Here is a 12,294-nt window from a genome sequence, read left to right as displayed (position 1 = left end):
AAGAGAAGTTGCGAGAAAGTATACAGAGATTGAATTTGAGTAAAAAAGAGGCGTATGCTGTTTTTTGAAGAAAAAGGAGCATAGGACAAATGACCAAAACGCCTCACGTATCTATAATGAAACTAATAAAATTCGGGAGTCAATACAGCCAGTGGTCAGATGTGCGCCATTTGGGAGTAATGGCGTGGATGATGGTGGGAATGATCGCCACAGGGAGTGTGAATTTAACGAAGTGGTTAAGCCATATCAACACAAAAGCATTGATCGCCCAAAGCACGCAAAGACAACTATCAAGATGGCTGAACAATCCGCGCATAAATCCAGCTAAGCTATACAGTCCAGTAATCAAAGAGTTAATCGCTAAATGGAAAGAGCCAGAAATATATCTGAGTTTTGATACCAGTCAACTGTGGGAAGAATACAGCATGATCCGATTGTGTGTAGTTCATCAGGGAAGAGCTTTACCGTTATGTTGGCGTGTAATCAAACATCGCAGTAGTAGTGTGGAGATGAGTAGCTATCAAGACATGCTCAAACGCGCATCGAAACTGTTGCCGTGAATGTCAAAGTAGTTTTATTAGCAGACCGAGCATTTGCTAATCCAGAACTGGTGCGCTATGTGTGGGAATTAAAATGGCAATGTCGGATCGGATCAAGGGTAATTTCTGGATATATGCCCCCAAGCATGGCTGGCAAACAGTCAAACAATTACATCTTCGTCTTGGTGAAGCTAAGTTGATCCACAATGTTAAAGTTCACAAAACTGAGTCCAAGCGTCTTACCGATGTGCATATTGCGGCGGCTTGGGAATCTGGGAGCCGAGAGTATTGGTATATTCTCAGTACTGAACCTACCACACTCCAAACTTTTTGGGAGTATGGTCTGAGATTCGATATTGAGGAGAATTTCTTGGATGATAAATCTAATGGCTTTGATTTAGAATCTTCGCGTTTACGTTCGGCTCCTGCCATTTCTCGCCTTTGTTTTGTGATAGCACTGACCACCTTTGTTTTTAACGGCTCAAGGACTGGCGGTTGCTGATTCTGGCTATCGTCGTTTGGTTGATCCTCATTGGTTTCGTGGGCTTAGTTATCTCAAGATTGGCTGGAACTGGATTCACACCGCTATCACTAAAAACTGGGCTTTCTTGCCTTTCTACTCTTTTACTTTATCTTGACTCTCACCCTGCTATTGCTTCTCGTCGAAAACATCTTCAGAAATTATTCCGCATTGAGTTCTATGCTTCTACTCTCGACTATGCTTCATAGACTTTTGTCAGTCAATCAGCTGTTGGAGATTTAATTAATATATCTTTAAGTTCTTGTAAATGTCCTGAGATCCTAGTGTCTGGTACATATAAATAAGATGCTATAGAATTTCTTGAAATTTCATCTTTTGGATTTAAAATCTTTATAGCCTTAAGTAAATTTACAATCAAGGCTCCTTGGTCTAAAGAATCTGACATATATTAAATAAATTCAATAGGTTCTTTGGCTATAGCAATTACATCAAAAGACATCTCGTCATAGTCTTCAATAGTTTCTCTACATTCAGGACAAGTCCAAGGTAAGGTAGGGAAACTGAGATCTTGCACCAATCTAAAAAAAGGTTGCAAAAAAAGTAGAGATGTGAAAAAAAGGGCGTAGTAGAAAATTCAATAACGATTATGGAAAGCATCGTTAAGTACGCCCAAGGGCTAGTGTATAGCCTAATTTGTCTGATGCCAAGTGTGTATCAAAAAGCAAGTCTGAATGCAATATTGGGACTATTCCTCGAAGCACAAGGGCATCCATATCCAGAACATACACAGATAAAATCAGCCAGTTCGTTAAGTCGATTTCTCAATCACTATAACTGGTCAACGAAAGGGTTGATTCGAGAAACAAGGCAGGCAGTTTTGGGACAAATCGCCAAGTATCGTCCATCGAAACAAGTGCCATTAAAGATACTGATAGACTTGACCACCCTAGAAAAAAGCGGCAAGTTTTTACATTTGAGTAATCCCCCTAAAGACGAACCTGACCCATGGGTGAGAATACTCAACGGCAAGCGAGGACTACATTTGGTTGTACTGTATCTGGTCTATGGAGAGTGGCGCGTACCGTGGAGTTTTAGAGTATGGCGAGGTAAAGGATACCCCAGTCCCTCTGACTTAGCCTGTAAATTATTGGGGACAGTCCCGAAGCAACTAACCCAAAACAGAACTGTGATTGTCCTTGCTGATACTGAGTTTAGTACCATCAAGTTTTTCAACTCTGTCCGAGTCAAGTCTTGGCGCATTGTTGTCGGTGTACGCAACAATCGTAAACTTCAAGATGGACGTACTGTCAAACAACTTTATCGCCATGGCAAACGTGGACAACAAGAGATGCTCGAAGGGCTAACTACGCCTTTGAGCATCTCTTGGTTCTGGCTCAAAAGAGCCGATAATAAACGTGAGTTACGCTTTGTTGTCTCTTCTCATCCTTATTCTGGTGCTTATCTGGTTATATTGGGGCGTAAGCGTTGGGCAATTGAGGGTTTCTTCAAAACCATCAAACATCGTTTTGGTTTGCATTGTTTTGGACAATCGACAAAACTTGGTGTTTACCGTTGGCTTATCCTCTCTCTCCTTGCTTATCTTTTGGCTCATTGGATTGATCAATGGTCGAGTCCTCCTATCTTGGATTGGAAAGCTACATCTGATTTAACTCTTTCAGTTTTATTCCCTTCTGTCCTTTGGTTGAAGCTTCTCCGATACATCCGAATTAATGCCGATATTGCTGCTCGTCATGACTTTGAAATTGTTCTTAAACCTATTCCCATTTAGAATATTCAGGAATGGTGCAAGATCTGAGTTAAGCTTCTATTTTCTTCCTTTGTTCTACCAAACTGGTGTTATCTGCCTGTGACTCACTGCTAACTCTTAGATAACCTACCAGTTTCATCGTTATTTCCTTTCTCTGTATGTCATAGGATACGATCAAGCGTACAGATTATTACAATATTTTGTACGCTTGCTTGATTGAAAGCTCTAATCAACAATGGCTTTGTTGCATGAATAAAAAGAAGCCAAAAGATGGAGGATCTTAGAAAATTAACGAACAACAGGAGAGGAGAGAGGTTTAGCCAGTTGAATCATGCGATTAAGAGCAGCACATTTGATGAACAACTCAACCGCCTGATTGTCAAATTTACGAGAACATAAAGTAGCACCAAAGATTTTTTTGAAACGAAACATCGTAGTTTCTGCCAAAGAGCGCCGATGATAACCTGAGTCACGTTTCCATTTTTTACGCCCATGTTTACGGATATAACGGAGATTTTGGTCACGCGGATGTGGTGGAGCATTGGTATTGCCATGCTGCCAGATTTTGGCATCTTTGCGCGGAGGAATCACGGCTTTAGCACCATGTTGGGCAATCTCGTCATAACAATGACGATGGTCATAAGCTCCATCTGCGGAAACTTGAGCAATTTCAGCATCAATCGCATCGAGAATATCGGCGAGTACTTCTCCATCGTGGCAATCATTCGTGGTGACGACCGCAGCCAGTATTTCTCCTGTTGATTCATCGGCTCCTAGGTGTAATTTGCGCCATGTCCGTCTCTTACTAATTCCATGCTGCCGTGTTTTCCATTCCCCTTCGCCGTATACTTTGATCCCTGTCGAATCAACTACTACATGCACTGCTCCCTGTTTCGGGATTACTGGTAAGGTCACACTTAAACTTGCTGTCCGTCTTGACACGGTGCTGTGGTCTGGTACTGGTAAATCTATTCCCATCAAGGCAAATATTGACTCTAACAGTCCTTGCGTTTGTCTTCCTGCTTGCTGATATACCGCTTTGACCGTGATAAATGTCGCTATTGCTATATCACTGTAATCTTTGGAAGCTCCCCGTTTGCCACTTAATGTTTGATTTAACCATCCTTCAATTACTTCTTCGCTCATCCAAAAAGTCAGGCTTCCTCTTTGTTTTAGCCCTGCGTTATACTCTGTCCAGTGCGGATCTCATGTTTCTGTGTCATTTGCTGGGACTCCATCTCCTGATTTTTATCTAATTTACCTTCTCTTCCCCTTTTTATGCAACAACGCCATCAACAATTATTAGAAAGTGTAAAAGGTTTTATCAAGTGCTTTACCTTGCAAAGTGCTGTACAAAGTAAATTGCAGATTACTGTGCAAAGCTTGATCGATACTGCTATCAACGATCGCATCAAGTCTTGATGATTTCGATCAGCGAATCAATTTGCTTGCTGTTATTACAAGTTCGGATATTCAAGGCGATCTACAAAGATTTGCAGCTTTAGGGATAACGATCGCCTGTCTACAAAAGTCTCTAATTTCAGGCGATCGCATGGCAGAAGTTAGCAACATCGCTGCGAGGGATGACGGCTTTGTTATTTCTGAATGGGAAAGCATTACCCACCTATCTCTTCATGATGAGCAGCAATTCAAGGTTCAAAATATTTTGATGCAATTTTAATTTGACGGGGGAGTTTGGCGATCGCGTAGATACTGGAGATTATTGCGAACAGTTTTTGTATTTGGATGTTCCATACCTAGCGACACTTCCATAATTTCTAATGCTTTCACATATAGAGGTTTTGCTTCCTCATATCTTCCTTGCGACTCGTACAGCCCTGCAAGGTTGTTAAAACTGGATGCGATATCGGGATGGCGCTCTCCTAACAGTTCTTGCCTCAGTGCAAGGGCTTGTTTATACAGTGGTTCTGCTTCTTCATATCTTCTTTGCGAATCGTACAGCGAGGCAATGTTATTGAGACTGGTGGCGACATCGGGATGGCGCTCTCCCAGAACTTCTTTCATCAGTGTAAGGGCTTGTTTATACAGTGATTCTGCTTCTTCATATCTTCCTTGCGATTTGTACAGAAATGCGATGTCGTTGATACTGGTCGCGACAGAGGGATGGAGATCGCCTAACAGTTCTTGCCTCAGTGCAAGGGCTTGTTTCAACATTGGTTCTGATTCCTCATATCTCCCTTGCAAACAGTATAGAAACGCGAGGTTGTGAATACTGGTCGCGACAGAGGGATGGCGCTCTCCTAACATTTCTTGTTGCTGGGATAGAGCTTGTTTCAACAGTAGTTCTGCTTCCTCATATCTTCCTTTCGATTTGTACAGAAATGCAAGGTTGTGGATACCGATCGCGATAGAGGGATGGCGCTCTCCTAATAGTTCTTGCTTAAGTGATAGAGCTTGTTTATACAGTGGTTCTGCTTCCTCATATCTCCCTTGCGACTCGTACAGCCCTGCGAGGTTGTTAAGAATACTCGCGATAGAAGGATGGCGATCAGCTAACAGTTCCTGCATCAGTGTAAGGGCTTGTTTATACAGTGGTTCTGCTTCCTCATATCTCCCTTGTGATTCGTAAAACCTTGCGAGGTTATTGAGGTAGAGTGACAAATTGAGAGTTTTTGCTTTTGTTTCAGCAATTTTGACGGCTTCTTCGGCGGGAGAAATACCTACGCTATAGTTCCCTAATTTATAAAATAATTGAGATATCTGATAGAGATAACCTGCCAAGATCATACTATTTTTAGGCAATGCCACTCGCGCTTGCTCAATCGCTCTCTGGTAACCTTTTATCGCCTCATCAAAATAATTTTGAGCAATTGCATTTTGCCCCTTAGCCAAAGCCGCCTTTGCACTGTCATGCTTACCGATCGCTTGGCGATAGGTTGCCTCAAAAATTGGTGCTTGATTTAACCGAAAACAGCCAGCCATGAGATTGTTGGCTTGGCTTTTATAGACAGCGATCGCCGCAGGACTCTTAGCTGTATGGCGCAAATTTTCGGCAATTTTCTTCGCTGATTCCAAATGAGGGCGCAAGGGTTGCCAAGTCGTCACTTGCTCCCAATCCGCAGAGGCAGGAATCTCTTGGGCGCGATCGCTCAATCCACGCACCCACGCATTTACCCAACCTTCGCGATCGGCATCTGCCCATTGCCTTCCCAAGAACTCATGGGTCAACCGATGTAAGCGATAGGTTTTACCATCTTCCACACTTTGAAGCAGATTTTTTGTCCGTAGCTCTATTTCCGCTTTCTTCAGATTGCGAATGTGGACAAAGACTGATTGAGTCTGCATCACGGGTTTTGCTAAGAATGGTAATAGCTGCCTCAGCAATTGCCCTAACGAATCCCTAAACCTTTGCCACCAACTTTTGCGAACGGGTGGTGCTTCTGACTGGTTGGGATAGGCTTGCACCACAAACACCACCAATTCCCAAGGCAAATTTATCGCTTCAAATAAACTCAAAACTCTTCCAAGTTGCTGGGCATCAGGTGACAACTGTTGCCAAATCACCATCAGTACTGCTTTCAAACCCTGCTTAATGTTCTTGCCAGAATCGATATTTTCGGGAGCTACTTCATAGGGTTCCAATACTTCGCTTTCTAGCCCATTTTGTTCTAATTCCGCGATCGCTTTCGGTAAAGTTGCTTGGGAATTCTTGAGCCAACTACCTACCAAAGTTAGGGCTAAGGGCAAACAACCTAAACGATTGCAAAGACTGGTGGCGATCGCAGGATGGTCTAGCAAGGTTTGCTGATTTGGTTCTGCCCATTTGGTCAATAACTGTAATGCTGCCTCGGTCTGCAATTCCTCAATTTCCAGCACTGCTAATTTACCCTGCAATCGCGATCGCGAGGTCAGCACAAATCGAAACGGCTGGACATCTCCTAAATTCTTCGGCAAATATGGCAAAACCTGTGTTTGATATTCGGTCACGTCATCGATCAGGATCAGCGCTATTTTCTCCTCGCCGCAAAATTTTTGCCACTGCTGCCAGCCTTCCTCTACCTGTGTTTCTAATTTGGTGAAATGCCGTAAATCCCCATCTTCACAAAATCTCAACTGCATAAAGTCTCTCAGGGATTCACCAAACTGCGCCGCCTCGAATATTCCCACCCCACCCGCATACTCATCTAAGTGCAATTTGCCATACTGTCGCGCCATTTCGCTTTTCCCCATCCCTGCCATGCCAGAAATTAACACCATTGGCAAAGGCGAGCTTTCGCTTTGCGTCTGCAATAAATTATGCAATTCCTCTAAATCCTGCTCCCGCCCAACAAAGTTTCCAGCCCGATCAATTTCGCGATCGCCTAGATTATGATAAAAGCTATTTTGGTGGAGGAATTTTGCCGAGCGATCGCGATTCTGAGGATAGTTGACATTTATTGTCCCAATATTCACAGTACTGTCAGGTTGTGCCAATACCCCAATGGTTTCCGCAATTTTATTCGGTTCGTGATGTATTTCCTGCGTGATTGTGGCATTGATATCGCCGCCAGCATTCACGTTTTCTAGGGCGGTTTGCTTGACCTGTGGCTGTAACTTCAGCACATCTGCTAAAACCCGTTGCAAGATTTCCTGCAACATCTCTGGCTGCACATCATTGAGGTAAGTATTGCCAATATTAGCTACACCTCCCGCAACCCAAGTTTGATAACCGTTGCTCCCATCTCGATTAATCTGCGTTAACTGGCGATCGCTTTGGATTGCCTCACCTAACTGGGAATCAGCATCGATGCTTTTTTTCACCAACTCCACCAACTCAGCCAAATCCCCTTGAGGATTAGCTTTCAGTGTCTCTGCCGTTAGCTGACATAGTTGCGTAATTAAATCTGACATGAGCGATCGCCTGCTTTTAAAATCACAGATGTGCGGAAAATCTATGTACAGTTAGTAAGCATCTTTGCGATGACTAACGCTTAGCAACAGAATGATGAGTTCTTTGTCTTGAACTTTATAAATGACTTGATAATCACCAAATCTAATCCGATAAGTTTCCTCATAGCCCTTGAGCTTTTTGACTCCAGTTGGGCGCGGCTCATCAGTCAGCGATCGCACTGCTGCAATTGCCCGATCGCGTTGAGTTTTTGGCAAGCTATCTAGTTGTTTTTGAACTGGTTTGGGGATAATAATTTGATAGCTCATACCTGATTTACTTCGTATTGTTCGAGGGTGAGATAGTCTCCTAATTCATAGGCAGCTTGAGATAAAAGGATTGTGTCTTGTTCTTCGGTGGTGATTTCGGTATCAAGGTAACGAGTTTTGAGAAATAGCACAAAGTCAAGTGCTTCGGCTAGGAGCGCATCAGGAAATGTTTCTACTTCTTGAATGAGTTGTTCTTTGATGGTCATAGTCGAGTTTGTTGATCAATTAATTTGGGCTGATTTGATTTTACAGTGCCTTTTGAAGTGAATGTAATCAACTGAATGATTAACTTAAGCGCGATCGCCTAAATCAATATCAAAATACACTCGCGATCAGCAGAGATATTTTAAGCACAAGTAACGGTCTGTACTTTGATATCGACTTGAAGGGTTTTACGCAGGACTTTGAGAATAGCGGTGAGATTATCCATTGTGGGATTCCCTTTTGCAGAGAGCATTCTATGAAGGCTTTTACTAGGTTTAGATGTGGCGATCGCTAGTTCTTCAAATCCGATGGTTGCATTGACCAGATCTCTCAGTATGAGTCTCGCGGTTTCTGGTTCGCCATTGAAGAAAAGGGAAATAGCTTCATCAAGTAAAGCGGCGGCAAATGCGGAATCTCTTTGGACTCTTGCATTGACTGTTTCTTTAAAGTCGCGTGTTAGGGGTGTAGTTGTCATTTTTTCTTATCAATTTTGCCGCAGCGATCGCTCAATAATCCCAAGGATTAATAATTGTGATTTGGCAATCTAGGAAGTCGTCAACATTGCGAGTGCTGATCGCTGCATTATTAGCCAGACATATAGAGGCGATCAGAGCGTCTGCTTAAGCTATTGGTTTACCTTTTTTGCGGCGATCGCTTGTAATTTGAGCAAAACAGTTTGCTGAGTCTGAGTCAAAAACTAAAATCTGTCCCGCGAAGTCTTCAGTAAACATAGCCTGTGCAAGTTCTTGTAAAGCTTTGCTGCGTTTACCTTCTGGCATAATAGCGATACCGCCAAGGATCTCGGCTTGGTTAATACTGGTGGTAAATAGGTTTTCTCTAGGCTGGGCTGCAACCCAAGATTTGACAGTCTGTGAACCTTGGGGCTTCATCAGTTCTGACAAGACGTTGGTATCAAGAACAATTTTCATAGATCGCCCATGTCAAAGGTCGGTAAGGAACGCATGGGTTCTCTAGGAATTTCGGGAATTTCAAAGTCTCCAAAGTCTGCAAAGCGTCTATTAATGGCTGTAGCGAGGTCAATATTGCTTAACTTTTTGGGTGCTAATACGCTTTTGAGAATTGCCTTAATTTCAAGCTCGATGGTACGCCCATGTTGGGCGGCGCGTTGTTCTAGCTGTTGGGCAATGTCTGGCTCTAGTTGATGAATAGTTATGGTTGACATGGCATTGGGTAATAGTGGAAAAGTGTCATTAAAATTGTAACAATCCATCCGTAACCAAGGTTTGCGTTTTAACTAAGCGTTTTAACTAAGAATTTGGAGTTTGACCATGCTGAATGTGAATCTCGCCAATATAAGCCGTACCACCCTCAACCTTAGTCTGCCAACCTCTCGCATTATCAGAATTATTCTGCATCATCGTACTGTTATCTTGAATCTTGCCAGCTTGAATCGTTTGCGCCAAAAGTTTTAGTTCATTCGCAAATTCTGGATCTGTAATCAACTCTGTACCAAGCACCGTGCTAACCGTTTCAATAGCAGCGAGATCGCCCGATTCTACCTTTACCAAAGTCTCATCGACCGTTGGATGTTTCCCTGACAACTTGTTCTTAATTTTTTGCTATAGCTCAGGAATCTTCGCGATCGCCTCAGTCGTAAATTTCTTGGCTAGCTCACCCGCACTCGACTCAACGAATTTTTGTGCCGCTAATGCCACCAATGCCCCAGCCGTTAAAGGATCTGCCATAACCTTTACTTTTTCTCTAAATTATCAGCAATAATAACATGACCGAAAAAGTTGGTACAGGAAGAGAACCATCATTGAAGTCCCCCAGAATGAAAGGTATAGATAATTCAAATAAGAACTACAGCTTCGACTTCGCTCAGCTAGCTTACACCGATGGCTGAGCGGAGTCGAAGCCCCTCTGCAAATTATTTAAAACAACTATAGCTAATCAAGGAGTTTATTTCAACGCGATCGCTGGTAATCCTTTCAAATCTTCAAACTGATGTCGCACCAACCACGACTCCCACTCAGCCTGAATTCGCTGATTGCTAGGATTATTTCGGCGCAACAAATCTAAGACCATCAAAGCATCATACTCAAACGCTCGATAGCGTTCCCATAAAGTCAACTGAGAAGGAACATTAGCATCAACCAAAGCCACCCTTTGCAATTCACCTACCAGAAAATCATCAATGCCACGATTTTCTGGATCACAAACGATATTAAATTCCCATCTATAGCTTTGCCCTACAGCAAGCTTTTGGCTGTTAGTTTCATTAGGTAAAACTATCCGCAAAATCCCCGACTGACCTGACAAACTAAAAGTCTGTCGATAAATCGACTTGCGATCTCCATCGCGCTCGCGAATTGAGAACTGTAACTGACGCGCTGTTGTGGTCGGCACAAAAAACAGAAACGTAGGATAATCAGTCGTTGTTGTGATGAGTTTATCCGAGGTAGGAGCCAACACCTTAGGAGGGAGCGAAGAACAGTTATTACCGCGTGACTCAAAAGTATTGGTATTTATACGATTTGCAGAAGAGGAAGGGCAAATTGTGCTTAATCCTGAATAGATCCCAGATTGTACTATACGGATTTGTTTGTCAGGACAAATAACCTCTAATACCTCACCAATCTCTGGTTTCACGAGATCCTGAGCCTCTAGCACCATCTGATATCTAGCTGGTTTACTCACTCCATCACGGAGAATACTCGCCTTAGGACTAAACGACCAAATCCTGACAGGATTAGCAGCAGCCATCTCAGGCAATGACATCATCCCTAACACACCTAAACCACAACCAAATATAACGGCTTGCCAAACTCGCGATCGCTTTTGCATAGTTACTTATCCTTACTTGTATCTTTATTAGAAAACGTCTTATCCAAACGCTTATTTGCCAGTCCGTACCAGTCATCACCCTCTGGCTGAGAAAAATCCCTCGGAGTTGCGGAACTGATACATTTTGTCCAAAGCTCTAAGCCGATCGCTTGATTTTTCGGCTCTTTAGCCTCTAAAACCTGAGCTAGCAAGCAGTAAGCGGAACTGCGTTTAGAATCTAACAAGATCGCTGAACGCAGATGAACTTCTGCCTCAACATAGCGCTCCTGCATGAGCCTCACCCAGCCCATATTTTTGCGTAAATTGTAATAAACTCCTGCCTCACTAGAATTTTCTCTTGAAGTCATAGATTTAGTGCTTTCGCTCTCTTGGATACCTTGACTGAGAAAACGTACAGCCGTTCCATATTCCTTTTTGAGAATGTATAAACGCCCTAAATTATTTAATGCCTTGAGATAGGTAATCACATGATCAAATTTTTGCGGATCGCCTTGGACTGCCAACTCATACTGTACTTTCGCATTATCAAGATCATTGAGTTCTTCGTAAAGCCAGCCAAGATTGTAGCGAGCTTCCCCATAGTCAGGACGCATGGCGATCGCCCTTTCAAAATCAGCTTTTGCACTTTCTATGCGCTTATTGTTGTAATTTTCAATACCACTACGATTAACGGCGATCGCCCAGTTGGGTAAGGTAGAATTCACTCCGAATAAAACGCACAATACTAAAAAAGATAAACCGCAACTAATCTCTTGCCAAAACTGTTTATCAATCTGTAAGCTAATCAGAATTTTCTCATAGGCTTCTTTTCCTACTTTTGTAAATGCCCCACCGCCTGCCACTAAAGGTAATACGCTTTGCAACACGACAAATACTGTATTTCCAGAGGTTGCGCCACCACTTAGCAGCCTTGTCGATGTATTGAGAAGTAAACCTAAGGAAACAGCCAAAAACAGAATAGAACCAGCATTCCATAACCAATCAAATCTCTCCCATTTAGAAGAGAAAAACCACCACCAATGATTTTCAGGTGGTGCGAGAATTGATCGCCATTCGGAAAGCTTTATTAATTTGGCAATTACATTTTTTTGCTTTTTTAGCCGCTTATCTAAATCAGCGATCGCGATCAGGTCAGCAGTTAACAATTCAGAATGTTCTGAGAGTAAAGCTTGCAAATCCTCTCGCTTCATTAGGACAACTAAAACATCAGTAGATGATGGCTCTGGATCTTTGGCTTCCAGTTTCTCAAGCGCTGATTTATAACCTAAGAGAACTTGGGATACTGATTTAACCTCTGACATAGATTCATCAATAACTGGCTAGCTATTTCATAAGAT

At 42.8% G+C, this 12,294-nt stretch carries 18 protein-coding genes; 5 read left to right on the top strand and 13 right to left on the bottom strand.

Features of this window, described 5'->3' with window-relative positions; translation table 11 throughout:
• Positions 1 to 89: 89 nt before the first annotated feature.
• The 3 genes from HC246_RS13935 (at position 90) to HC246_RS25915 (ending at position 1,177) form a co-directional block, all read left to right on the top strand.
• Positions 90 to 560 (top strand): hypothetical protein, encoded by a 471-nt coding sequence (locus HC246_RS13935; RefSeq protein WP_169363901.1) that lies wholly within the window; start codon positions 90 to 92, stop codon positions 558 to 560.
• Between the two features lie 73 nt (positions 561 to 633).
• A complete protein-coding gene (locus HC246_RS25535; RefSeq protein WP_211167711.1) occupies positions 634 to 1,041 on the top strand; it encodes a hypothetical protein in 408 nt (135 codons plus the stop codon).
• Positions 1,007 to 1,177, top strand: a complete 171-nt coding sequence (locus tag HC246_RS25915) for a hypothetical protein (protein WP_225902956.1) — start codon at positions 1,007 to 1,009, stop codon at positions 1,175 to 1,177. Before HC246_RS25535 ends, HC246_RS25915 begins: the two co-directional genes overlap by 35 nt.
• A 102-nt stretch (positions 1,178 to 1,279) precedes the next feature.
• On the opposite strand, the gene HC246_RS13925 is transcribed toward HC246_RS25915, so the two are convergent.
• Together HC246_RS13925 and HC246_RS13920 are read right to left on the bottom strand one after the other, a co-directional pair.
• On the bottom strand, positions 1,280 to 1,465 hold the full coding sequence (locus HC246_RS13925; protein WP_169363900.1) for a hypothetical protein: 186 nt from the start codon (positions 1,463 to 1,465) through the stop codon (positions 1,280 to 1,282).
• 3 nt (positions 1,466 to 1,468) lie between these two features.
• Positions 1,469 to 1,615, bottom strand: a complete 147-nt coding sequence (locus HC246_RS13920; protein ID WP_169363899.1) for a hypothetical protein — start codon at positions 1,613 to 1,615, stop codon at positions 1,469 to 1,471.
• A gap of 51 nt (positions 1,616 to 1,666) precedes the next feature.
• Here HC246_RS13920 and HC246_RS13915 point away from each other — a divergent pair, with 51 nt between their 5' ends.
• Positions 1,667 to 2,809 carry a transposase gene (locus HC246_RS13915; RefSeq protein ID WP_225902955.1) on the top strand — a complete coding sequence of 381 codons (1,143 nt, stop codon included), beginning with the start codon at positions 1,667 to 1,669 and terminating at the stop codon, positions 2,807 to 2,809.
• A gap of 267 nt (positions 2,810 to 3,076) precedes the next feature.
• On the opposite strand, the gene HC246_RS13910 is transcribed toward HC246_RS13915, so the two are convergent.
• Positions 3,077 to 3,946, bottom strand: a complete 870-nt coding sequence (locus tag HC246_RS13910; protein WP_169364599.1) for an IS5 family transposase — start codon at positions 3,944 to 3,946, stop codon at positions 3,077 to 3,079.
• 286 nt (positions 3,947 to 4,232) lie between these two features.
• Between HC246_RS13910 and HC246_RS13905 the strand changes: the two genes are divergently transcribed.
• Positions 4,233 to 4,469 carry a hypothetical protein gene (locus HC246_RS13905; protein WP_169363898.1) on the top strand — a complete coding sequence of 79 codons (237 nt, stop codon included), beginning with the start codon at positions 4,233 to 4,235 and terminating at the stop codon, positions 4,467 to 4,469.
• Here HC246_RS13905 and HC246_RS13900 read toward each other — a convergent pair.
• The 10 genes from HC246_RS13900 to HC246_RS13860 all read right to left on the bottom strand — a co-directional run bounded on the left by HC246_RS13900 (position 4,466) and on the right by HC246_RS13860 (position 12,258).
• Positions 4,466 to 7,639, bottom strand: a complete 3,174-nt coding sequence (locus tag HC246_RS13900; protein WP_169363897.1) for a tetratricopeptide repeat protein — start codon at positions 7,637 to 7,639, stop codon at positions 4,466 to 4,468. The genes HC246_RS13905 and HC246_RS13900 overlap by 4 nt on opposite strands.
• 51 nt (positions 7,640 to 7,690) lie before the next feature.
• Positions 7,691 to 7,945 (bottom strand): type II toxin-antitoxin system RelE family toxin, encoded by a 255-nt coding sequence (locus HC246_RS13895; protein ID WP_169363896.1) that lies wholly within the window; start codon positions 7,943 to 7,945, stop codon positions 7,691 to 7,693.
• On the bottom strand, positions 7,942 to 8,151 hold the full coding sequence (locus HC246_RS13890) for a DUF2281 domain-containing protein (protein WP_169363895.1): 210 nt from the start codon (positions 8,149 to 8,151) through the stop codon (positions 7,942 to 7,944). The genes HC246_RS13895 and HC246_RS13890 overlap by 4 nt, the downstream gene beginning before the upstream one ends.
• Before the next feature lie 140 nt (positions 8,152 to 8,291).
• Positions 8,292 to 8,624: a helix-turn-helix domain-containing transcriptional regulator gene (locus tag HC246_RS13885; protein WP_169363894.1), complete on the bottom strand. Its 333-nt coding sequence runs from the start codon at positions 8,622 to 8,624 to the stop codon at positions 8,292 to 8,294.
• A gap of 145 nt (positions 8,625 to 8,769) precedes the next feature.
• Positions 8,770 to 9,078 carry a type II toxin-antitoxin system VapC family toxin gene (locus HC246_RS13880; RefSeq protein ID WP_263972481.1) on the bottom strand — a complete coding sequence of 103 codons (309 nt, stop codon included), beginning with the start codon at positions 9,076 to 9,078 and terminating at the stop codon, positions 8,770 to 8,772.
• Complete coding sequence (locus HC246_RS13875; protein WP_169363893.1) at positions 9,075 to 9,332, bottom strand: FitA-like ribbon-helix-helix domain-containing protein; 258 nt, start codon at positions 9,330 to 9,332, stop codon at positions 9,075 to 9,077. Before HC246_RS13875 ends, HC246_RS13880 begins: the two co-directional genes overlap by 4 nt.
• Positions 9,333 to 9,417: 85 nt before the next feature.
• On the bottom strand, positions 9,418 to 9,711 hold the full coding sequence (locus HC246_RS13870; protein WP_225902954.1) for a hypothetical protein: 294 nt from the start codon (positions 9,709 to 9,711) through the stop codon (positions 9,418 to 9,420).
• Between the two features lie 18 nt (positions 9,712 to 9,729).
• Positions 9,730 to 9,855 carry a hypothetical protein gene (locus tag HC246_RS26415; RefSeq protein WP_263972480.1) on the bottom strand — a complete coding sequence of 42 codons (126 nt, stop codon included), beginning with the start codon at positions 9,853 to 9,855 and terminating at the stop codon, positions 9,730 to 9,732.
• A 217-nt stretch (positions 9,856 to 10,072) separates the two neighbouring features.
• Positions 10,073 to 10,957, bottom strand: coding sequence for a DUF928 domain-containing protein (locus HC246_RS13865; protein ID WP_169363892.1), 885 nt, complete (start codon positions 10,955 to 10,957; stop codon positions 10,073 to 10,075).
• Positions 10,958 to 10,959: 2 nt separating this feature from the next.
• Positions 10,960 to 12,258, bottom strand: coding sequence for a tetratricopeptide repeat protein (locus tag HC246_RS13860; RefSeq protein WP_169363891.1), 1,299 nt, complete (start codon positions 12,256 to 12,258; stop codon positions 10,960 to 10,962).
• Between the last annotated feature and the right edge of the window lie 36 nt (positions 12,259 to 12,294).

The organism is Pseudanabaena yagii GIHE-NHR1 (assembly GCF_012863495.1).
In the GTDB taxonomy this organism is placed as follows: domain Bacteria; phylum Cyanobacteriota; class Cyanobacteriia; order Pseudanabaenales; family Pseudanabaenaceae; genus Pseudanabaena; species Pseudanabaena yagii.
The sequence above is the reverse complement of the archived record's forward strand: the minus strand, read 5'-3'. Positions and strand labels throughout refer to the sequence as shown.

Excerpts from the sequence above, each read along its gene's own strand:
- HC246_RS13935 (WP_169363901.1), top strand. The coding sequence starts at position 90 with ATGACCAAAACGCCTCACGTATCTATAATGAAACTAATAAAATTCGGG.
- HC246_RS25535 (WP_211167711.1), top strand. The coding sequence starts at position 634 with ATGGCAATGTCGGATCGGATCAAGGGTAATTTCTGGATATATGCCCCC.
- HC246_RS13925 (WP_169363900.1), bottom strand. The coding sequence starts at position 1,465 with ATGTCAGATTCTTTAGACCAAGGAGCCTTGATTGTAAATTTACTTAAG.
- HC246_RS13915 (WP_225902955.1), top strand. The coding sequence starts at position 1,667 with ATGGAAAGCATCGTTAAGTACGCCCAAGGGCTAGTGTATAGCCTAATT.
- HC246_RS13900 (WP_169363897.1), bottom strand. The coding sequence starts at position 7,639 with ATGTCAGATTTAATTACGCAACTATGTCAGCTAACGGCAGAGACACTG.
- HC246_RS13895 (WP_169363896.1), bottom strand. The coding sequence starts at position 7,945 with ATGAGCTATCAAATTATTATCCCCAAACCAGTTCAAAAACAACTAGAT.
- HC246_RS13890 (WP_169363895.1), bottom strand. The coding sequence starts at position 8,151 with ATGACCATCAAAGAACAACTCATTCAAGAAGTAGAAACATTTCCTGAT.
- HC246_RS13885 (WP_169363894.1), bottom strand. The coding sequence starts at position 8,624 with ATGACAACTACACCCCTAACACGCGACTTTAAAGAAACAGTCAATGCA.
- HC246_RS13880 (WP_263972481.1), bottom strand. The coding sequence starts at position 9,078 with ATGAAAATTGTTCTTGATACCAACGTCTTGTCAGAACTGATGAAGCCC.
- HC246_RS13875 (WP_169363893.1), bottom strand. The coding sequence starts at position 9,332 with ATGTCAACCATAACTATTCATCAACTAGAGCCAGACATTGCCCAACAG.
- HC246_RS26415 (WP_263972480.1), bottom strand. The coding sequence starts at position 9,855 with ATGGCAGATCCTTTAACGGCTGGGGCATTGGTGGCATTAGCGGCACAA.
- HC246_RS13865 (WP_169363892.1), bottom strand. The coding sequence starts at position 10,957 with ATGCAAAAGCGATCGCGAGTTTGGCAAGCCGTTATATTTGGTTGTGGT.
- HC246_RS13860 (WP_169363891.1), bottom strand. The coding sequence starts at position 12,258 with ATGTCAGAGGTTAAATCAGTATCCCAAGTTCTCTTAGGTTATAAATCA.